Source organism: Parabacteroides sp. AT13, from assembly GCF_002272965.1.
Taxonomy (GTDB): domain Bacteria; phylum Bacteroidota; class Bacteroidia; order Bacteroidales; family Tannerellaceae; genus Parabacteroides; species Parabacteroides distasonis.
The window spans coordinates 2,577,501-2,597,073 of the sequence record NZ_NQMH01000001.1 but is presented as its reverse complement, the minus strand read 5'-3'; the positions used below and the strand labels follow the sequence as shown (position 1 = coordinate 2,597,073).

At 46.6% G+C, this 19,573-nt stretch carries 19 protein-coding genes and 2 pseudogenes (1 of these 21 running past the window's edge); 9 read left to right on the top strand and 12 right to left on the bottom strand.

Annotated features, from left to right (window positions below; all coding sequences use genetic code 11):
- Nucleotides 1-19: 19 nt before the first annotated feature.
- Nucleotides 20-1,867 (bottom strand): ABC transporter ATP-binding protein, encoded by a 1,848-nt coding sequence (locus CI959_RS10780; protein ID WP_005853867.1) that lies wholly within the window; start codon nucleotides 1,865-1,867, stop codon nucleotides 20-22.
- A 156-nt stretch (nucleotides 1,868-2,023) separates the two neighbouring features.
- On the opposite strand from CI959_RS10780, the gene CI959_RS10775 reads away from it, so the two are divergent.
- Nucleotides 2,024-2,866, top strand: a complete 843-nt coding sequence (locus CI959_RS10775; RefSeq protein WP_005853865.1) for a radical SAM-associated putative lipoprotein — start codon at nucleotides 2,024-2,026, stop codon at nucleotides 2,864-2,866.
- A gap of 226 nt (nucleotides 2,867-3,092) precedes the next feature.
- Here the strand turns inward: CI959_RS10775 and CI959_RS10770 are convergent, their stop codons facing one another.
- Nucleotides 3,093-4,604: an IS1182 family transposase gene (locus CI959_RS10770; protein WP_057317674.1), complete on the bottom strand. Its 1,512-nt coding sequence runs from the start codon at nucleotides 4,602-4,604 to the stop codon at nucleotides 3,093-3,095.
- Nucleotides 4,605-4,691: 87 nt separating this feature from the next.
- Here CI959_RS10770 and CI959_RS10765 point away from each other — a divergent pair, with 87 nt between their 5' ends.
- The 3 genes from CI959_RS10765 (at nucleotide 4,692) to CI959_RS10755 (ending at nucleotide 10,084) form a co-directional block, all read left to right on the top strand.
- On the top strand, nucleotides 4,692-5,714 hold the full coding sequence (locus CI959_RS10765; protein ID WP_255223118.1) for a TIGR04133 family radical SAM/SPASM protein: 1,023 nt from the start codon (nucleotides 4,692-4,694) through the stop codon (nucleotides 5,712-5,714).
- Nucleotides 5,715-5,771: 57 nt separating this feature from the next.
- Nucleotides 5,772-7,547, top strand: coding sequence for a glycoside hydrolase domain-containing protein (locus tag CI959_RS10760; RefSeq protein WP_057317367.1), 1,776 nt, complete (start codon nucleotides 5,772-5,774; stop codon nucleotides 7,545-7,547).
- 185 nt (nucleotides 7,548-7,732) lie between these two features.
- Nucleotides 7,733-10,084, top strand: coding sequence for a glycoside hydrolase family 3 N-terminal domain-containing protein (locus CI959_RS10755; protein ID WP_057317366.1), 2,352 nt, complete (start codon nucleotides 7,733-7,735; stop codon nucleotides 10,082-10,084).
- 60 nt (nucleotides 10,085-10,144) lie between these two features.
- Here the strand turns inward: CI959_RS10755 and CI959_RS10750 are convergent, their stop codons facing one another.
- Nucleotides 10,145-10,738 (bottom strand): hypothetical protein, encoded by a 594-nt coding sequence (locus tag CI959_RS10750; RefSeq protein WP_057317365.1) that lies wholly within the window; start codon nucleotides 10,736-10,738, stop codon nucleotides 10,145-10,147.
- A 184-nt stretch (nucleotides 10,739-10,922) separates the two neighbouring features.
- Between CI959_RS10750 and CI959_RS10745 the strand changes: the two genes are divergently transcribed.
- Both CI959_RS10745 and CI959_RS10740 read left to right on the top strand, forming a co-directional pair.
- Complete coding sequence (locus CI959_RS10745; protein ID WP_057317364.1) at nucleotides 10,923-11,174, top strand: DUF2442 domain-containing protein; 252 nt, start codon at nucleotides 10,923-10,925, stop codon at nucleotides 11,172-11,174.
- 44 nt (nucleotides 11,175-11,218) lie between these two features.
- Nucleotides 11,219-11,422: pseudogene (locus CI959_RS10740) on the top strand (nucleotidyltransferase domain-containing protein); the annotation flags it as partial.
- Nucleotides 11,423-11,457: 35 nt separating this feature from the next.
- Here the strand turns inward: CI959_RS10740 and CI959_RS21515 are convergent.
- From CI959_RS21515 to CI959_RS10725, 3 genes are read right to left on the bottom strand one after another with little or no spacing between them, the layout of a single operon-like run.
- Nucleotides 11,458-11,712, bottom strand: a complete 255-nt coding sequence (locus CI959_RS21515; RefSeq protein ID WP_157395957.1) for a hypothetical protein — start codon at nucleotides 11,710-11,712, stop codon at nucleotides 11,458-11,460.
- A 60-nt stretch (nucleotides 11,713-11,772) separates the two neighbouring features.
- Nucleotides 11,773-12,564 carry a hypothetical protein gene (locus CI959_RS10730; RefSeq protein ID WP_057317362.1) on the bottom strand — a complete coding sequence of 264 codons (792 nt, stop codon included), beginning with the start codon at nucleotides 12,562-12,564 and terminating at the stop codon, nucleotides 11,773-11,775.
- A 7-nt stretch (nucleotides 12,565-12,571) separates the two neighbouring features.
- Nucleotides 12,572-13,234: a hypothetical protein gene (locus tag CI959_RS10725; protein WP_057317361.1), complete on the bottom strand. Its 663-nt coding sequence runs from the start codon at nucleotides 13,232-13,234 to the stop codon at nucleotides 12,572-12,574.
- A 621-nt stretch (nucleotides 13,235-13,855) separates the two neighbouring features.
- Between CI959_RS10725 and CI959_RS10720 the strand changes: the two genes are divergently transcribed.
- The 3 genes and pseudogenes from CI959_RS10720 to CI959_RS21800 all read left to right on the top strand — a co-directional run.
- A complete protein-coding gene (locus tag CI959_RS10720) occupies nucleotides 13,856-14,707 on the top strand; it encodes a DUF6261 family protein (protein WP_057317360.1) in 852 nt (283 codons plus the stop codon).
- Between the two features lie 114 nt (nucleotides 14,708-14,821).
- On the top strand, nucleotides 14,822-15,031 hold the full coding sequence (locus CI959_RS21805; protein WP_008773800.1) for a hypothetical protein: 210 nt from the start codon (nucleotides 14,822-14,824) through the stop codon (nucleotides 15,029-15,031).
- Nucleotides 15,032-15,160, top strand: a pseudogene (locus CI959_RS21800) (type II toxin-antitoxin system YafQ family toxin); the annotation flags it as partial.
- 128 nt (nucleotides 15,161-15,288) lie between these two features.
- Here CI959_RS21800 and CI959_RS10700 read toward each other — a convergent pair.
- The 6 genes from CI959_RS10700 to CI959_RS10675 all read right to left on the bottom strand — a co-directional run.
- A complete protein-coding gene (locus tag CI959_RS10700; RefSeq protein ID WP_070104089.1) occupies nucleotides 15,289-15,564 on the bottom strand; it encodes a hypothetical protein in 276 nt (91 codons plus the stop codon).
- A gap of 123 nt (nucleotides 15,565-15,687) precedes the next feature.
- The gene (gene der, locus CI959_RS10695; RefSeq protein WP_005853839.1) at nucleotides 15,688-17,001 is read right to left on the bottom strand and encodes a ribosome biogenesis GTPase Der; all 1,314 of its coding nucleotides are present in this window, start codon (nucleotides 16,999-17,001) and stop codon (nucleotides 15,688-15,690) included.
- 24 nt (nucleotides 17,002-17,025) lie between these two features.
- Nucleotides 17,026-17,916 carry a GTPase Era gene (era, locus tag CI959_RS10690; RefSeq protein WP_008773803.1) on the bottom strand — a complete coding sequence of 297 codons (891 nt, stop codon included), beginning with the start codon at nucleotides 17,914-17,916 and terminating at the stop codon, nucleotides 17,026-17,028.
- On the bottom strand, nucleotides 17,900-18,904 hold the full coding sequence (locus tag CI959_RS10685) for a beta-ketoacyl-ACP synthase III (protein WP_008779906.1): 1,005 nt from the start codon (nucleotides 18,902-18,904) through the stop codon (nucleotides 17,900-17,902). The genes era and CI959_RS10685 overlap by 17 nt, the downstream gene beginning before the upstream one ends.
- Before the next feature lie 102 nt (nucleotides 18,905-19,006).
- Nucleotides 19,007-19,192 carry a 50S ribosomal protein L32 gene (gene rpmF, locus CI959_RS10680; RefSeq protein WP_005634607.1) on the bottom strand — a complete coding sequence of 62 codons (186 nt, stop codon included), beginning with the start codon at nucleotides 19,190-19,192 and terminating at the stop codon, nucleotides 19,007-19,009.
- 12 nt (nucleotides 19,193-19,204) lie between these two features.
- Nucleotides 19,205-19,573, bottom strand: the 3' portion of a protein-coding gene (locus CI959_RS10675; protein ID WP_005867041.1) for a DUF177 domain-containing protein. Its footprint extends 222 nt past the window's final position; the window shows 369 of its 591 coding nt (coding positions 223-591); its start codon lies off the right edge, out of view; its stop codon occupies nucleotides 19,205-19,207.

Below are 19,573 nucleotides of genomic sequence, written 5' to 3'. Positions count from 1 at the left end.
CCCGGGTTACAGTATCACCCTAAAAGCTTTGCATATCACATAGTCGTTTATAATAGCCATCCAAAGCCAACAACTCCTCGTGTTTGCCCCGTTCTACGATCTCACCCTCATGCATCACACAGATCTCATCTGCGTTACGGATCGTAGAGAGACGGTGGGCGATCACTACGGTCGTACGGTTCTTCATCAAGTTCTCCAACGCTTCTTGTACCAAACGTTCGGATTCCGTATCCAAGGCGGATGTGGCCTCATCCAAGATCAAGATCGGGGGATTCTTCAAGATCGCACGGGCGATACTGATTCGCTGGCGTTGTCCACCAGACAGTTTTCCACCTCGGTCACCTATATTGGTATCGTAACCTTTCTCACTCGCTATGATAAAATCGTGAGCGTTAGCGATGCGGGCGGCTTCCTCCACCTGTTCCATCGTAGCTCCTTCCACTCCAAAAGCGATATTGTTGAAGAAGGTATCGTTAAACAAGATAGCCTCTTGATTGACATTTCCCATCAATCCCCTAAGATCGAAAAGGGTGGCCTCACGGATATCCGTATCATCAATACGAATATTCCCTTTATTCACATCATAAAAGCGAGGCAATAGATCCACCAAGGTACTTTTGCCCGAACCGGATTGACCGACCAAAGCCACGGTTGTTCCTTTCCGGATATCCAGATTGATTCCTTTCAAGACCCAAGCTTCCTGATATTTAAACCAGACATCTTTATAACTGATTTTCTCTTTCAAGGCGATCTTCTTCGGATGTTCCGGATCATGGATATCCGTCTCCGCCTTCAAGATCTTATCGACACGTTCCATGGAGGCCAGACCTTTCTGGATCGCATAAACCGACTTACTTAGATCTTTCGCAGGATTGATAATGCTATAGAAAATAACCAGATAATAAATAAACGTAGGAGCGTCGATCGGGCTATTCGCGCTCAAGATCAGCGTACCTCCATACCAAAGTACGATAGCGATCGTAACGGTTCCCAAAAACTCGCTCATCGGGTGCGCCATTTGTTGGCGGCGATAGATACGGTTTGTCAACCGACGGAAAGTATCATTGCTTCGCTCGAAACGGTCTTGTATCTTCTTCTCGGCGTTAAAAGCCTTGATAATACGAAGTCCGCCTAATGTCTCCTCGATCTGGCTCATCAGAAATCCCCATTGTTGCTGTCCTTCCAAGGACTTCCGTTTCAACTTCTTACCGACTTGTCCCATTACGTAACCCGCCAACGGCAACAGGATCAAGACGAACACGGTAAGTTGCCAACTGATAGCGATCATACCCACCAGATAGATCACGATCAGGATCGGGTTCTTGAATAACATGTCCAATGAACTCATGATGGATGTCTCAATCTCGTTCACGTCTCCGGATACACGGGCGATAATATCCCCTTTTCGCTCCTCGGAGAAAAAGCTCAACGGCAACTGCGTAATCTTCTTGTTAATCTGATTACGGATATCACGAACGACTCCGGTTCGGATCGGAATCATTGTATAAAAAGCCAGATACATGGTCGCCACTTTCAAGAAAGTCGCCACGATCAGGAAGATTCCCAACATAATCAAGGCGAACGAACCTCCGTGTACCTCTATCAGATCGGATACATACCAAAAAAAGTTATTCTTGATCAACTCCGGCAAGGCTTTCCACGACTCCCAGCTTCCCGCGTTAAAATTCCAATCCATAAAGGTGTAATTCCCCTCATCCATCTTAAACAAGATCTGAAGGATCGGGATAATCAAGGCGAAAGAAAACAGGTTCAAGATAGCGGAAAGTACATTGAACACGATGTTCAGAACCATATACTTTTTGTAAGGGGGAACGAAACGCTTTAAAATACGTATGAAATCTCTCATAAATTGATCTGTTACATTGAAGTGGCAAAGATACAAAAAGTACAGCTATATCAACCCCTATTATATAAAGAGAAAAGACAAATACCGGACGGTAAGCAACTATTTTGCGTATATTCGCATCTATATATAGTGCAAACAAATAAAAACGATCAGATCATGGAAAACATCAACTTGCAACTATTAAGAAAGATCAACTGTCTATTAACCGGATTATTGGCCATCATAGGATTCTCTTGCGGTGAGAATGGAGAGATACCTTGCGAATATGGTAGTCCCCATGCCAATTTCCAAATAAAAGGGAAAGTAACAGACATGAAAGGAGAGCCAATCCCCGACCTACAAGTCCGCATCAACCCGAGCGGAGAGTCTCATCCGCAGGGATGGTTACATACCGATACCCTCCAGACAGATACAAACGGAGATTTCATTTTTAGCAAAACCGATTTCCCTTTCATGGAATATCGATTAATTATAGAGGATATCGATTGGGATAAGAATAAGGCGATATATGCTTCCGATACGATAACGGTCACCTTCGACAGCAATGATTTTTCCGGAGGAGAAGGCTGGTCTCTTGGAAGCGCTTCCAAGGAAATCCAAATCCAACTAAAAGAATACATCGATACACACACGGAACCTTATACCTTATATACCTTCTACGGGAGAGTAACCGATCAAGATGGTTGGCCTGTTCCGGGCGTAACAATCTATACCTCTCCGGCCTATACGCCTAATATAGATGAAGATATCACCAGTTTTCCTGCCGTCACAGATGAGACCGGGCGCTATCAGTTTACCTATGATCAAGCTCCGGCAACTGAACATACCCTTTACGCACGCCTATCACCATCCTTTTCTGATCCTCAATATCCTTGGAAAACTGATTCTATTGTTGTAAATTTCGGCGAAATTGAATTAATAGACGGGGAAGGGATGCTGATTGGGAGAGGATCGAAAGAGGTTAACTTTCAGCTTGTACATTCCAGCCCACAAAAATAACACATATGGACAAACGCCCAAACATCAAAAAACGTATCGCCCTAGAGCTTTTTCGAAGTATCAAGAAAAACAGGGCTAAATTACATGAATTGAGGCTGTCTCAAAATAAACTTGAGATGGCCTCTGTTGTTTTATTCCAAGTTGAAGTCTTTTGGATTTTTCTCTAAAGATGAATTTATAAGCTTACTTTTGAAGATTTCACTGTTTTTTTGTTACCATAACCTTCCTAAGAGGCTACTTTTGCAAGATTATGTGCTATTGCCAGCAGGCCGAACTCAATTTCAACCTTCTTAAGTCCACGAAGATTGAACCTCTTGAAGTGCTTGTTGTTCTTGAGGTTTCCAAATACTGCTTCCACATCCTGTGGTCGCTGACTGCGATATTTCAGACCTTCATCAGAAAGCAGCTTTTCACGTTCTTTTTCCTTGATTTTTCTCAGACGGTGATTTACCTGTACAATCCTTTCCGAACTGCTTTTATGACACCGGCATCTTAACGGGCAACCCTTGCAGTTGCGTGCCCTGTATCTTGATATGGTCTGCACAAAACCGTTGTCTGTTACCCGCCTTACATCAGATAGTCTTTCCATTCTCTGCCCCATAGGACAGTACATGCCGTCATTTTCCTCATTATAATAAAAGTTGGCAGAGAGAAACGGGTCGTTTCTGAAATTCCTTTTCTGTTCCTTATGAAAATAATTGTACTTTATGAAGGTTTCAATGTCATGCCCGAAAGCATACAGATAGTTCTCTTCACTTCCGTATCCTGCATCACAGACAGACACGTTAGGGTATCTGCCGTAAAGGGAATGGAAATCATCCATATGCAGAGGATAGGTGGAGGTATCGCCTGCACACTGATGGATGGTATAGTTCAGGATGAACTGTTTATTGGTACTTATCTGAGGATTATATCCGGGTTTAAGCTGTCCGTTCTTCATATGGTCCTCCTTCATGCGCATGAAAGTGGCATCATTGTCTGTCTTTGAGTAACTGTTGCGTCCGTCAAGTATCTTTCCCTGTGATTCATATTTCCTGAGTTGTTCAGGCCATGACTTCCTTACACGCCTTACCTTCGCTTTCACTTTCTTGTCAGCATCAACTCCATTCAGGGCATCGTCTATCTGCTCCAGTGCCTTTTCCACTTTCTCCGGGGTGATATCCTGATATGTAACCGGAGCTGAATCACGCAGTTCCTGTTTGGTAACGGATTCGGCATACTGCCATATCTCCTCAAGCTGTTCAGCTATTCCGGATATACGGGTATGTATGGACCTGCCCCAGACAAATGTATAACGGTTGGCGTTAGCCTCCATTTTCGTTCCGTCGGTAAATGCCACATCAAGACTTACAAAACCTTCTGACACGAGGAACTTTACAATAGTAGCGAAAACTGTCTTCAGTACATCCTTCAGACGGCTGCTGCGGAAACGGTTGATGGTATTATGGTCAGGAGTCACGTTGCCGGTAAGCCACATGAAGCGGATATCGTTACGACAGAACTCTTCGATGCGACGGCTGGAATAGATGTTACGCAAATAAGCATAGACAAGAATCTGAAGCATCATGCGTGGATGGTACGCAGAACAGCCTTTAGAGGAATACTTAAGGTAAAGTTCTTTAAGGTTTATCTGTTCAATGATACGGTGAACAACCCGGACCGGATCGTTCTGGGGTATAAAATCGCCTAAACATGGAGGTAAAAGCAGATTATCGTTGGATGTGTAACTTTTAAACATTATCTTTGGGATATCTTGATTTGATTCCCTAAGATACAAAAAATTAGGGAGACGGGCAAGTTCTGGCTGAGCGAAGTTAGAGCTTGCCTGATTTTTTTTGCAGACACAAAAAAGGCCATCTCAAACTTCTATTTGAGACAGCCTCTTCGTTGTAATGTATCCTGCCGTCATTGCGGGAGCGATTGCCATGTCTCGGCCTCTGTCCCGGATATGCCTGTCGAAGACTTCCTGAAAGTCATAGACAATATCACGCCTTACGTCGAGCCGAACAAAGTGCTCGTCATCTTTACCGGAGGCGAGGCGCTGGTTCGTAAGGATATCGAGAAATGCGGGTTGGAACTGTATCGCAGGGGATATCCTTGGGGGATCGTCTCCAATGGTTATCTGATGACCCGGGAACGGCTCGACTCGCTCTTGGCTTCCGGATTGCACTCGGCGACTATCAGCCTAGATGGTTTCGAGGAAGCGCATAACTGGCTTCGCCGTAATCCTAAAAGTTTCGAGAAGGCACTGAATGCCATCTGTATGTTGGCCGAGGAAAAGGAGATCATCTGGGATGTGGTGACTTGCGTAAACCAACGCAACTTCAAGGATTTGATGCTCTTCAAGGATTTTTTGATCGAGATGGGCGTAAAACGGTGGCGTATCTTTACGATCTTCCCAGTTGGACGTGCTGCGACTGAGACGGATTTGCAACTGACGAACGAACAGTTCACATGGGTCATGAACTTCATCCGCTTCAGCCGGAAAGAGGGTAAGATACACGTTAGCTACGGCTGTGAGGGCTTCCTCGGGAATTATGAGGCAGAGGTGAGAGACTCGATTTTCCAATGCAACGCCGGTATCAATACAGCCTCTGTCCTCGCTGATGGCGCTATCTCCGGTTGTCCCAGTATACGGGCGAACTTCCACCAAGGGAACATCTATAAAGACGATTTCATTGATATCTGGAATAATGAGTTTAAACCGTATCGTAACCGCCAGTGGGCTAAAAAAGGGGAATGCGCGGATTGTAAGATGTTCCGTTATTGCGAAGGCAACGGGATGCACTTATACGATGATGAGGGGAATCTGCTCGTATGCCACTATAAAAGGCTAGTTAACAGTTGACAACTGTCAACTAATTCCTATCTTTGCCCTAGTTAATATTCTAAAATAAGCAATCGTATGAAAAACACTTTCATCCTTTGTGCCTTTCTGGCACTAAGTTCTTTTACCGTAGCCCAGCAATCCGAGAAATACCCGCTAGGCGACTATACGGAATTGACCGACACGAAACCGCATGACAGCGACGAGATCTGGGACAAGTTATCGGCCCCAACCCAATTAAGCTGGGGCACGACCGATATACGATATCCGAAACTCAGTATTCCCGATGTCAAGAAAAGCAATCGCTGGCAGACGAAAGCATGGAAAGGGGAACGGGTAAACGCACAAGCCGTGTTATGGACCAAGGTGGGACTCGAGGATGCCTCTATCACCGTGAGCGACTTGAAGAGCGGTTCTTCCATCATCCCATCCTCCGCGATCACGACGAACTTTGTCCGATACGTCATGACCGATGAGTTGAATAAAGACCGTAAAGGCGGTTGCGGCCACCGAGAGAATAAGGCGGAATGGGATTCCTCCGTCGTAGCCGATGTATTGGATATCGTAAAGATCCGTGATATCAAGGCACGCACCACCCAGCCGATCTGGATGAATATCGGGGTACCTCAATCCGCGAAAGCCGGTAAATATAAAGGGACATTGACCGTCACGGGAAAAAATGCCTCCCCCATGGAATTACAAATAGAAGTGGACGTATTGAACCGCACACTTCCCGCCCCGAAGGACTGGGCTTTCCATCTGGACTTATGGCAGAACCCGTATTCCGTGGCCCGTTACTACCAAGTTCCTCTTTGGAGTAAAGAGCATTTCGACGCTATGCGCCCGATCATGAAGATGTTGGCGAACGCCGGACAACGCGCTATCACCACTAGTATCATGCACAAACCTTGGGCCGGACAGACGGAGGATCATTTCGATAGTATGATCACCCGGATCAAGAAGATAGACGGCACTTGGGTATATGACTACGCCGTCTTCGACAAATGGGTGGAATTCATGATGAACGAGATCGGTATCGATGATATGATCAGTTGCTACACCATGATCCCTTGGGCTTTATCTTTCGATTATTACGACGAGGCGACAAATCGTGTACAATTCCTCAACACTAAACCGGGTGACGCCGCTTACGCAGACTATTGGGGTACTTTCCTAAAAGATTTCTCCCGCCACCTTCGCAAGAAAGGTTGGTTCGAGAAAACCGCTATCTCTATGGACGAGCGTCCGATGGAGGCGATGCGTGAGGCGATCAAGGTTATCAAGCAAGCCGATCCGGAGTTCAAGATCACGCTGGCCGGAAATTATCATCCGGAAATTCAATCGGACTTATACTATTTAAGTATTCCCTATGGACATAAATTCCCAGAAGACGTAAAGGCTGCCCGTGATAAAGCGGGACAGATCAGTACCGTTTATACCTGTTGCGCGGAAGCGTTCCCGAATACCTTTACCTTCTCCGATCCGGCGGAAGCGGCATGGACGGTCTTGCACGCCGTAGCCGGTGGTTACGACGGCTATCTACGTTGGGCTGTCAATAGCTGGACCGCCGATCCTCTGCGTGATTCGCGTTTCCGCACTTGGGCGGCAGGCGATACATACAGTATTTATCCCGGTCCACGCAGTAGCATTCGCTTCGAGCGTTTGGTCGAGGGTATACAAGATTGCGAGAAGATCCGCATCCTCCGGGAAGAGCTGACAACGAAAGGAGCTAAAGGCAAACTCGAGAAGTTGAACAAGACGGTTGCCAAGATCACTCCGGAAGGTTTATCCGAGACACAAGAATCCGCTACGCAGATGGTTAATGAGATTCATAAACTTCTGAATACATTATAAATAGTACAGGACGCAGACTACGCAGAGCACGCAGTCTGCGTCCCCTAAATATATCATCAAGCCCCTACAATGTTTGATATTCATCAAAAAACGAACTCCTTACCTCCGATACCTTTCTTTTTCTTTGTCCGCCTCGATTCCTTCGCCTATTTTTGGGGCACTGAAAAACACAAAAACCATTCTATATGAACAAACTATTAATGGGCACATGCCTTACGATGGCCATGCAAGTAGGGCACTCCCAAACCTTGCCGCAATTGGGTAAAGATCCTATCGAGAAAATCGTAGCCGCCATGACTGCCGAAGAGAAAGTATCCCTGTTAGTCGGAACCGGAATGCCCGGGTTCGGCGGCCAATCAGCCGTAGTCGGCAGCACGCAAAATATAGTGCCGGGAGCCGCCGGAACGACCTTCCCGATCGAACGTCTGGGAATCCCCGCTATCGTAGTGGCCGACGGTCCCGCCGGATTACGTATCTCCCCGACTCGCGAGGGGAACGAGGCGACCTATTATTGCACGGCATTCCCGGTCGCTACCTTGCTAGCCTCCACATGGAACACCGCATTGGTCAAAAACGTAGGCAACGCCATGGGCGACGAGGTGAAAGAATACGGTTGCGACATACTCTTGGCCCCTGCGCTGAATATCCACCGAAGCCCTCTCTGCGGACGTAACTTCGAGTATTATTCCGAAGATCCCTACTTGACGGGCCGGATAGCGACAGCGATGGTAAACGGTATCCAAAGCAATGGCGTGGGAACCTCCATCAAGCATTTCGCCGTCAATAATCAAGAGACCAACCGGACGGGAACGGATGCCCGCCTCACCCCTCGTGCCTTGCGGGAGATTTACCTAAGAGGTTTCGAGATGGTCGTAAAAGAGGCAAGCCCGTGGACGGTCATGTCTTCCTACAATAAGATAAATGGTGAGTATGCCTCCGAAAGCCGTGATTTGCTAACGACCATCCTCCGTGACGAATGGGGTTTTAGCGGCCTTGTCATGACCGACTGGTTTGGTGGCAAGAACGCCCCCGCCCAGATCCACGCCGGAAACGATCTGCTGATGCCCGGACGGCCGGACCAGAAAGAGGCCCTCCTAAAAGCGCTTGAGGACGGTTCTCTCTCTATCGACGACGTGGATACGGACGTAACCCGTGTATTACGACTGATCCTTCAAGCCCCCCGCTTTGCCCAATACGCCTATTCCGACAAACCGGACCTAAAAGCTCACGCCGAGGTAACCCGTGCGTCCGCTTCCGAAGGTATGGTTTTATTAAAGAATACGAATAATGCTTTGCCGCTGGCCCCGGGTATCAAGAAGATAGCGGCTTACGGTACCACCTCGTACGATTTTATCGCCGGAGGCACCGGCAGCGGCGACGTGAACGAGGCTTATACCGTATCCCTCGTGGAAGGTCTGGAAAACGCCGGTTATACCATGGACGCCGAAGTGAAAGCCTTATACGAGAAATACAGTACCGAGGAAAAGGCGAAACAGCCGAAAGACACGAGCCCCGCCGCCGCTTTCTTCAACCACCCTCGTATCCCGGAGTTCGTACCGGATGCCGCAGGGCTGGCCGCTAAGGCGAAAGAGGCGGATATCGCCTTCGTTACGATAGGCCGTAGCTCGGGAGAGTTCCAAGACCGGAAGATCGAGGGAGATTTCAACCTGACGGAGAATGAGCGAGCGTTGATCCAATCGGTTTCCGACGCTTTCCATAAGGAAGGGAAGAAGGTGGTCGTAATCTTGAATATCGGAGGCGTGATCGAGACCGCCAGCTGGAAATCGGAACCGGACGCCATCCTATTGGCTTGGCAAGCCGGGCAGGAAGGGGGTAACACGGTAGCCGATATCCTGTCCGGAAAGGTGAATCCTTCCGGTAAGCTCCCGATGACTTTCCCCGTGAGCATCGCCGACGTAGCCTCCACGAAGAATTTCCCGGACGCTTCGGGTATCGACCTGAAAGAAATGTTAGCCGGCTTCATGGGAGGAGGCCCAGAGCATACGGATCGTAAGAATATTGACTATACCAACTACGAGGAGGGTATCTACGTGGGCTACCGTTACTTCGATACGTTCGGCGTGCCCGTCTCCTATCCGTTTGGCTACGGACAGTCGTATACTACTTTCAATTATTCGAGCTTGAAAGTGTTCATGGGCGATACGGACTACAGCATCAGTTGCACGATCACGAACAATGGCCCGGTAGCCGGGAAGGAAGTGGTCCAGCTATATATCTCCGCCCCCGGCAAGAGCATGGATAAGCCGGCGAAAGAGTTGAGAGGTTTCGCCAAGACCCAACTCCTCCAGCCGGGCGAGAGCCGTGAGATCATCTTCAAGGTGAAAGATACGGATCTGGCCTCCTTCGACGAGAGCGCCAGTCATTGGGTCGTAGAGTCCGGTAAATATGAGGCGCAGATCGGTTCCTCCGCCGCCGACATCCGCCTAAGGGATTCCTTCAACGTGAAGGGGCGGGTAACGGAGAAGGTTCATGCGGTACTGTTGCCCGGCGAGAGGATCGATCTTCTGAAAAGATAAGCCCGGAGGTATCTACCTAGTTATCGGGAGGGCGGGGTATCAACCTCGCCCTCTACTTATTTAATCACCCGATTGTTCCGGCTTCCTGAAAGTAAGGTAGGTCTCCACACGCCCCTCCAGCTTCGCCTCCATGGTCCCTTGCTCCGACACGAAGAGATATTTGTCCTTTTTCTCTTCCTCGGTCCATGTATCGGGAGTGTAGGGAGCGATCTTCCGGTCGCCGGCAGTCCTCATGAAATAGATAGCGGGCAGAAGGCCGTTCAGTTGGATCTGGTTCGGGTCGATATAGCGTTCCTCGTATTGTCGCGAGAAATGCGAGCTCACCCTCTCCAGCCGGAAGCGGTCGAGATTATTCATAAACAGGTAATCCGTGCCTTCATCTCCCGGCAGGGAGGTGTAGATCATAGATGAGACTTTCACGGCACCGGCCGGTGTCGTGTACAAATAATAGAAATATACAGTCCATGTATTCTTGGAGCGGGTTTGAAGGGTATGTGTCTCCTGCAAGGAATGCAAGGCCCAAAATCCCGGGGGCGTGCATCTCACCCTTTGTACGAATTTATCCTTCGCGATTTCCACTCTTCCCCGGATCTCCAGAAAGTCCTTATAGGCCACTGCCTCTATTTCCTCGTTTGTCATTGATGGCGTAAACATGATTATTTTTAATTTTTAAGGTAAAGAGACATAAAGGTACGATTATAAATGGGGATTCCAAGGGTTTCAAGGAAATGTGGATGAAAGAAAGACAAAAAAGAGAGGCGAACTCGTACCCTTATCTTTTTTATTCCATATATTCGTGATGAAAATCCCCTAAGACCCATTTAAAAGAGAAAAAGTTATGACTGAAGATATAGATTTAATACGCGTCACTGGCGTGGAATATGTCAAGGACTATACCATGCGATTGGAATTTAGCAACGGTAAGGTGAAATTAGTGAACTTCCTCCCTTTACTGAAAGGGAAACTTTTCGAGCCATTGAAAGACCTCCGGAATTTCGTCCAGTTCGGGCTCACCCACTGGGCGCTCGAATGGTACAACAGGGCCGACTTCGCTCCGGATTACTTGTATAGGAATGGGGTGGAGGCTTAAGACAAGGCCGGCGGTTCGCTTCAGGTTTCGTCCTCACGAACCGCTTCACGGAGAAGAGCGATATTGATCTTGTGGTGGATTTCGACAAGGAGGTGGAGCAGGTGGATTATGTAAACAATTTCTTCGACCTACGGGATGCCTTGTCCGCCATCTTCCACCGGGAGATCGACTTGCTGGAGGACAAGGCGATCCGGAACCCGATCCTAAAAAAGAATATTGATAATACAAAATTGCTGATCTATGGATGAATATATCGAGAAACATCTTTATGATGTGCTACTTTCTATTGAAGAGACTGAGAGTTACTTTGAGGGCAGGCCAAAAATCTACCAAGATTTCGAGAAAAATATCCTCCGCCAAAGAGCTGGCAGCGGAAGAAGATAAAGGCAAACTTGGGAAGCAGAACAAGGCAGTTGCCAAAATCACTCGGAAGGCTTGTTTTTGACACAAGAATCCGCCATGCAGATGGTAAATGAGATTCATCAGTTGTTGAATATGCTGTAAATAAGATAAGACGCAGCTGGAATTTTTTATCCATCTGCGTCTTATATTCTAGAAAGATTACATTTTTAGACCTATCCAAGGAACAAACATAGAATTATCTGTTATTCATCCTCCTAGTTCTAAAATCCCAAGATTTATGCATTTTCACAATCGTACCTTCTTTTATCTGAAGTCTAGCATCATAGAATGAATCCATGTCTGGCTCCCAGAATCTATCATCACCTGATTGCCTTGTTATATACAACAACTCATTCAACAACTTCTCTGAACAAGGTAAAAAGAAATATTCAGTTTCAGGTATCTCTTGAGTTGAATATGAATAATATTTTGACCCAAAGTTTTCCAATAAAAAATCAAAATCATCTATTTTACTGACTGGGTTTGCTTTCACGATAAGAGCCTGTCCATCTGTAACTGTATTATTACTTTCAATACTAATAATCAAATATTTTTTCTTATCAATTCTCTCATTATTTGTTTCTAATGGATATCCATCCATCTCTATTAGCATTTGCGGAGAATCAATCGTGATCGAAACCCTAGCCAGAACTCCTTTCTTAAAAAACAAAGATAATGCTGTTGGCATTTTCTGTAAAGGAGAATTTGTAAACGCACTCCACAGCACACGATCCCTATTTAACGAAATTTTTCCCATCTCAAATGAAGAAACCGTATATTCAGCCAAGTCACCAGTCATTACATCTACATGCAATATATCATTTGCAACAATTCCAATCACATCGAAACCACCATTTCCTTGTTGTATCACTTGACCATTATACCATATTCTATAATATGAACAGCGAAAACAGAAATCCTCTTTCTCTATTTTCCCTAACATTCCAAATATATTTACAGGAAATGTATCAAATTGCTCATTCATCATAATATATCTAAAAGTTTAACAATGTGTCATTAATCTCAATATAAATTTTCTCAAAATAATCAGAACCGATCTTTATAGCATCCTCATATTCCTTTTTCCTCATAGCTATTATTATTACAGAGTTAATTTTACTCATAGGAGATCTTAACATATCATCGGGTATCAATAATCTTTTTTCTCTTATATCATAAAAAATGGATATAATATAGAATTTAATATACATAATATTTTCACAAAACTTATTCCGATATACAGCCTCTTTTGAATTACTATGAGAAATAGCTCTAAGAGACCCGAAACATTTACTTTTTTCAACCTCATAGAACTTATCGAAAATAGCATCGGGATTATGTTCTAACATATTTAGTAATATTGGAGCCGCATAATTATTTCCAGCCTTAATAGATTTAGTTAAACAATAAAATGCATTCTCTGCCATAACAGAATTAACAGAAGGATCTCCATTATCAAACATAATAGCCCCATAACTAAATGCAGCACCTACGACCTGTGTATCACCCTGTCCCTCTAATTGTAACAAAATCTGTCCTCCTCTATTTTGAGGAAGAACATAGTTGAACAATTTCGCACTAGAATCAAGCAATAAAGATGTGTTTCTCGTATTATACCCCCAATTCACATTAGCGGATAATCCTAATAATGTTTCCATACTCACAGTTTTTTCCTCCCGTGTCCCCTCCGGTCAGATGGTTAACAAATAAAAGAAGCGTGAGAACCATCGCTTATCACTGCATTGAGGCTCTGGACTGCCCACCCAACAATAATAAGACAATAGTCCCACGCTTTATGATTGCATATAATTCACCTTTAGGATAAGTATATAACAAGCACAAGCGCAGGAGCTACTTTCTCATTATCTTGTTGGGTTGAAATTGTCCAGATTTCAATGCAAGATAATATCGAAACGCTTCTACGTTATTTTTCCAATACATCGCGAAGATCGTGTTTTTTTAAAACATTCGCAAAACAATCAGATTCTTAATGTCTCTTAGCCCTAAGAAATGCCCTCGAAGGGTGAAAAATGACTTCTTAGGGCTAAAAGATAGTTTTTCAACCGTGAAAAGTGATTTCCTTGGCATAGGAAGGGACTTTCAAGGCCGCGAAACCATTTCTTAGGCCTAAAAAGCCTATTTTCACCCTTGAAAAGTCATTTTTTAGGCCTAAAATGATTATTCGCTCCATTCAATTCCCATTTTTTAGACCTAAGAAGCCCTTATTCAGTAAATATCCCTAACTTAGAGAAGTTTTTAAACTCTAAATCAAATTTACCATGAGTACTTACACAAAAATCAAGACACTTCCTCTCTCTCTTTTCAACAACGCCGAGTACCTCTCCTTCATGAACCACGTCCTCGACCTAGCCAACGGAAACAGCGGTGGCGGCGATTCCGAGTCACCCGACGAGATCTCCCTGCTGACCGGCAGCGACGGCATCCCCGAGCTGGGCCTCACCAAAGAATTCCTCGAGACCTACGAGGCAGACCTCCTCGCCATGGCCGACGTGGTGGATGAGAGCCGTACCTCGCAGGAGACCGAGCAAATGGCTTTGCACGATACCAACCGCGACAATCTCGCCATCTATATCATCACCCGCATCTCACGGGCCGGTACCCTCCCGCTGGAGGCCGAGCGTGACGCAGGCAAGTATCTATACAAGATCATCAAACCCTATAACGGCATCGCCCGCCTCCCCATGGCGCAGGAGACCGCCAAGATAAAGGGCCTCTTGCTGGATTTGCGCAAGGACGAGAACAAGCCGTACGTCACCACGCTCGGCCTCGACGCTTACCTCGCCGAACTGGAGAAAGAGAATAACGCCTACGACCGCCTGTCGCAGCAACGCGTCCAAAACCGGACCACCTCCAAAAAGGAAAGCGGCGCCAACCTGCGCAAGCGGATCGACATGTATTATGACGATCTCACCCTGCTGGCCCAGTCCCATAGCGTAGCGAAGCCGTCCGAGAAAGCGACCGCCTTCATCGCCGCCCTCAACCAACTGATCGCCGAGACCACCGCCGCCTACAACCAGCGCATGGCCTCCGCCAAGAAACCGGCGCCCGCTCCCGAGCCTACACCCGAGCCTACGCCCGGCGGAGACTCCGAGAGCCCGGACGAGATCTAACCGTCACGTCCCTCCCCCCCGACGCGGAAGCGGGAAATAAAAAGAGAAGGAAAACAATTCCCCTTCTCTTTTTATTCCGTATATTTGCGAAGGAAATTCCTAAAACAGAGCGATATGGAGACAACGACATCATTAAAGACATTCGAGGTAACCATCCCCGAGAAATACGCCGACATCTTGAAGAAATTCATCACCTCGCTGGAAGGCAAGGTGAAGGCACAGAAGAAATCCGGATTGGACGAGGCCTTGGAGGACGTGAAGGCAGGAAGGATACACAAATACGAGAACTTTGAGGCATTCAAGCAAAAAATGCTAGAGCTATGACTTATCGGCAAATATGCCGGATTGTGGGAATGCCATATCCAAGGAGACTGGCTGCTGATATGGAGCCAAGACGACACGGAGCTAATCTTGCTTTTCACCGATACCGGAACGCATTCCGACCTATTCTAAGATAAATGGCCGCCTCCCCCATAAGGAAAGACGGCCATTCGCTTTATTCTATCTTTATCCTTCTCGTACGCTTGATACGGTTCATGCTGGAAGCGGCATGGATAATGTCCAGCACCTCTATCCGGCAATCAGTGATCCGATAAACGATCAAATGAGAATCCAAGATAATGTTTCGGTACATCCGGCTTTTGGTTTCTCAGGAACTCCACCTTCCATTCCTCAAACTCACGATTCGCTATATCCAACGGCGTAAACGGCCCTTTCTCTATCTCATGGAGATGCTCCAAAAACTCCTCTTGGGTAAATTGAGCGGGACGGTTCGGGTTCCATTTATCCGAACCGGAAAAACGTGCGGGACAACGGTTTCTCCCTGCTTTGGAAAAGATGTCTTTCACTTTCGTCATAGTTATTTTGTTTTTAATTCGATAATGCCCCAAATATACACAATTAATCCAAATACACAGCATAAAAAACGCCTGACCTCCACGAAGGATGGCCAAGCGTCTCTCATATATGTAACTATGTATTTACTTTTCCCGGATAAATATATTAATCGGCGTACCGGTAAAATCCCAGTTCTCGCGTATCTTGTTCTCAAGGAAACGTTTGTACGGGTCCTTGATCCATTGCGGCAAGTTACAGAAGAACACGAAAGAAGGCACGCTGCCCGCCGGGAGCTGGGTGATATATTTGATCTTGATATACTTACCCTTCCATGCTGGGGGAGGATAATTCTCGATGATCGGAAGCATCACCTCGTTCAGCTTGGCCGTAGGGACACGCTTGGAGCGATTCTCGTAAACCTCCTTGGCGGTCTCCAGCACCTTCAGGATACGTTGTTTCGTCAGAGCGGAGATAAACAAGATCGGGAAGTCGGTAAACGGAGCCAGACGCTCGCGGATAGCGGTCGTGTACGAGTCGATCACCTTCTGGCTCTTATCTTCGATCAAGTCCCACTTATTCACACAAACCACCAATCCCTTCTTATTCTTCTGCACCAGCGAGAAGATATTCATATCCTGGCTCTCGATACCCCTCGTAGCGTCCAACATCAGCACGCAGACATCCGAGTTCTCGATGGCGCGGATCGAACGGATCACCGAGTAATACTCCAAGTCCTCATTCACCTTCCCCTTCTTACGGATACCCGCCGTATCCACCAAATAGAAGTTCAAGCCGAATTTATTATATTTCGTGTAGATGGAATCACGGGTCGTGCCTGCGATATCGGTAACGATATGACGATCCTCGCCAATAAAAGCATTGATAAGAGAAGATTTTCCCGCGTTCGGGCGTCCTATAATCGCGATACGGGGCAACTCCTCCTCCAGTATCTCCACCTTCTCCTCGGGCAACGTCGCCACGATCTTATCCAGCAAATCCCCGGTATAAGAACCATTGATGGCCGAGATGCAGAAAGGATCTCCCAAGCCAAACGAGTAAAACTCCGCCGAGGCCGGATGCAGATCATAATTATCCGCCTTGTTCGCCACCACGATCACCGGCCGCTTGCAACGACGCAAGATCTGCGCCACCTCCATGTCCAGATCCGTGATGCCATTCAATACATCGACGACGAACAAGATCACGTCCGCCTCCTCGATAGCCACTTTTACCTGCTTGTTGATCTCCTCCTCGAAAACATCCTCCGAGTTAACCACCCATCCGCCTGTGTCAATCAGCGAAAACTCCTTGCCGGTCCACTCCACCTTGCCGTACTGACGGTCACGGGTAGTACCAGCCTCCTCGTTCACGATCGCCTGACGGGTACCCGTCAACCGGTTGAAAAGGGTGGACTTACCTACATTGGGTCTCCCCACTATCGCTACTATATTTCCCATAAATTCTCCTTTCGTATGCTATTATTAGTCCAGCTGATAACCGAAGTTCTTCAATATGTTGTCACGGTTACGCCAGTCTTTTTCCACTTTGACAAACATTTCCAAAAACACCTTCTTCCCGAAGAAACGTTCGATATCCTTCCGGGCCATAGCACCTACTTTCTTCAATGCTTGCCCTTGATGCCCGATGATGATCCCTTTCTGGGTATCACGCTCCACGATGATCAGCGCCTTGATATGGATCAGCTCATCATCTTCCTTGAACAACTCGACGACCACTTCTACCGCGTAAGGTATTTCCTTCTGATAATATAACAAGATTTTCTCACGAATGATCTCTGTCACGAAGAAACGGGCCGGTTTATCGGTCAAGGCGTCTTTCTCGAAATAAGGCGGGGAATCAGGCATCAACTCCTCCACCCGACGCTTCACGTAATCTATATTGAAATTCGAAAGCGCAGAGATCGGGATGATCTCGGCCTTCGGAAGCAATTCCTTCCACTGGGCCACGAGCTTCTCCAGCTCCGGCTGATTGGTCTGGTCGATTTTATTGATCAACAAGAGAACCGGACACTCTATACTCTGTACCCGTGCTAGGAACTCATTATTTTTATCAATCGTCTCGACGACATCCGTCACGTACAACAGCACGTCGGCGTCGCCTAAGGCGGATTGAGAGAAATTAAGCATGGATTCCTGCAACTTATAATTCGGCCGCAAGACTCCCGGCGTGTCAGAATACACGATTTGCATATCGTCGGTATTCACGATACCCATAATACGATGCCTTGTCGTTTGCGCCTTCGAGGTGATAATAGAGATCCGCTCCCCGACCAAACGATTCATCAACGTAGACTTACCTACGTTTGGGTTTCCAACGATATTGACAAAACCCGATTTATGCTTTTTTTCCATCATACCCCCATTTCAGATAAACCGCTCCCCACGTAAAGCCCGCTCCAAAAGCGGCGAGGATCAGGTTATCTCCTTTTTTCAATTGATTCTCCCATTCCCATAGACAAATAGGAATCGTACCGGCGCTTGTGTTGCCGTATTTCTGGATGTTGATCATCACCTTATCCATATCTACGCCTAAGCGTTTCGCCGTAGCGTCGATAATCCGCAGGTTCGCTTGATGAGGAACGATCCATGCGATATCATCATGCGTCAAGCCATTCTTCTCCGCGATCTCAGCGGCCACGTCCGCCATATAAGAAACCGCGTACTTGAAGACCACACGTCCATCTTGATAAACGAAATGCTCACGGTTATCCACCGTCTCGTGAGAAGGAGGATAAGCCGAGCCGCCCGATTTCATGATCAGATGCGGATAGCCTACGCCGTCTGTCCGTAAAATAGTATCCAAGACACCGAACTCCTCGGTAGTTGGCTCCAGCAAGACCGCTCCGCAAGCATCCCCGAACAAAGGACAAGTAGAACGATCTTGATAATCTGTAATAGATGTCATCTTATCACCCGATACGACAACCACCTTCTTATAACGCCCCGAGCGAATATAATTAGCGCCCGTCTCCAAAGCATACAAGAAGCCTGCGCACGCACCTTGCATATCAAAAGTCATCGCATTCTTACAACCTGTATGATAAGCGATGATAGAAGAAGTTGTCGGGAAATGATGATCCGGGGTAGTCGTAGCGGTCAAGACAACCTCTACTTCTTCCGGATTCAGGTTCGTTTTCTCGAGCAATTGCTTCACGGCCCGTATACCCATGTAAGAGAGTCCTACGCCCTCCCCTTTCAATATCCTGCGCTCCTTAATACCCACACGAGTCATGATCCACTCATCCGTCGTATCGACCATCTTGGAAATATCCTCATTCGTCAATACATCTTCAGGAACGTATCCACCCACTCCTGTGATAACCGCATTTATCTTATCCATAACTTTAAAAATAAAAGGACTACTTATCCCAATTAAAAAAAAGCCCTAAAAAAACTTTTAGGGCTATTTCTTTTGTTCATCAAACCATATAAGTTGACAAACTTACACAGCAGCTTCTTTTTCAATCGCTAATTTACCTCTGTAATAACCGCACTCACCACATACTGTGTGATAGATGTGCCATGCGCCACAGTTCGGGCAAATTGCCATTGTTGGAGCTACAGCCTTGTCATGAGTTCTTCTCTTGGCTGTTCTTGTCTTACCTTGTCTTCTTTTAGGATGTGCCATTGTTTTATTTATTTAATTGTTATCATTCTCTAGCAAACCTTTCAGAGCATCCCAACGAGGATCGGCAGGACTAGCGTTTCCGTCATCTTCCAACGCCAAATCATCACCTCCCATGTCATCCTCAAAATCGTCTTCGGTCTCATCCGAACTTCTGGCGGTATGTTTCTTCAATTTAGACGACATTGCCTTATTACATTTACCCGGCGCATGTACATGCTTCATGGGAACCGCCAAAGCGATAAACTCATACAGGAACCACGCCAAATTAATAGCGCCCTCCTCTTCCGGTATCACGACAACCTCATCACTTTCCTCGGCATATTCCTTGCCGAATTTTACCACCAGACGATTGTGGGTATCAATAGGAATTTCCATATCGTC

Coding starts and splice junctions, on each gene's coding strand:
- CI959_RS10720 (WP_057317360.1), top strand. CDS start 13,856: ATGAGTACTTACACAAAAATCAAGACACTTCCTCTCTCTCTTTTCAAC.
- CI959_RS10745 (WP_057317364.1), top strand. CDS start 10,923: ATGACTGAAGATATAGATTTAATACGCGTCACTGGCGTGGAATATGTC.
- CI959_RS10770 (WP_057317674.1), bottom strand. CDS start 4,604: ATGTTTAAAAGTTACACATCCAACGATAATCTGCTTTTACCTCCATGT.
- CI959_RS10725 (WP_057317361.1), bottom strand. CDS start 13,234: ATGGAAACATTATTAGGATTATCCGCTAATGTGAATTGGGGGTATAAT.
- CI959_RS10760 (WP_057317367.1), top strand. CDS start 5,772: ATGAAAAACACTTTCATCCTTTGTGCCTTTCTGGCACTAAGTTCTTTT.
- CI959_RS10755 (WP_057317366.1), top strand. CDS start 7,733: ATGAACAAACTATTAATGGGCACATGCCTTACGATGGCCATGCAAGTA.
- der (WP_005853839.1), bottom strand. CDS start 17,001: ATGGGAAATATAGTAGCGATAGTGGGGAGACCCAATGTAGGTAAGTCC.
- CI959_RS21805 (WP_008773800.1), top strand. CDS start 14,822: ATGGAGACAACGACATCATTAAAGACATTCGAGGTAACCATCCCCGAG.
- era (WP_008773803.1), bottom strand. CDS start 17,916: ATGGAAAAAAAGCATAAATCGGGTTTTGTCAATATCGTTGGAAACCCA.
- CI959_RS10730 (WP_057317362.1), bottom strand. CDS start 12,564: ATGATGAATGAGCAATTTGATACATTTCCTGTAAATATATTTGGAATG.
- CI959_RS10685 (WP_008779906.1), bottom strand. CDS start 18,904: ATGGATAAGATAAATGCGGTTATCACAGGAGTGGGTGGATACGTTCCT.
- CI959_RS10775 (WP_005853865.1), top strand. CDS start 2,024: ATGGAAAACATCAACTTGCAACTATTAAGAAAGATCAACTGTCTATTA.
- CI959_RS10700 (WP_070104089.1), bottom strand. CDS start 15,564: ATGACGAAAGTGAAAGACATCTTTTCCAAAGCAGGGAGAAACCGTTGT.
- CI959_RS21515 (WP_157395957.1), bottom strand. CDS start 11,712: ATGGATAAAAAATTCCAGCTGCGTCTTATCTTATTTACAGCATATTCA.
- rpmF (WP_005634607.1), bottom strand. CDS start 19,192: ATGGCACATCCTAAAAGAAGACAAGGTAAGACAAGAACAGCCAAGAGA.
- CI959_RS10750 (WP_057317365.1), bottom strand. CDS start 10,738: ATGTTTACGCCATCAATGACAAACGAGGAAATAGAGGCAGTGGCCTAT.
- CI959_RS10780 (WP_005853867.1), bottom strand. CDS start 1,867: ATGAGAGATTTCATACGTATTTTAAAGCGTTTCGTTCCCCCTTACAAA.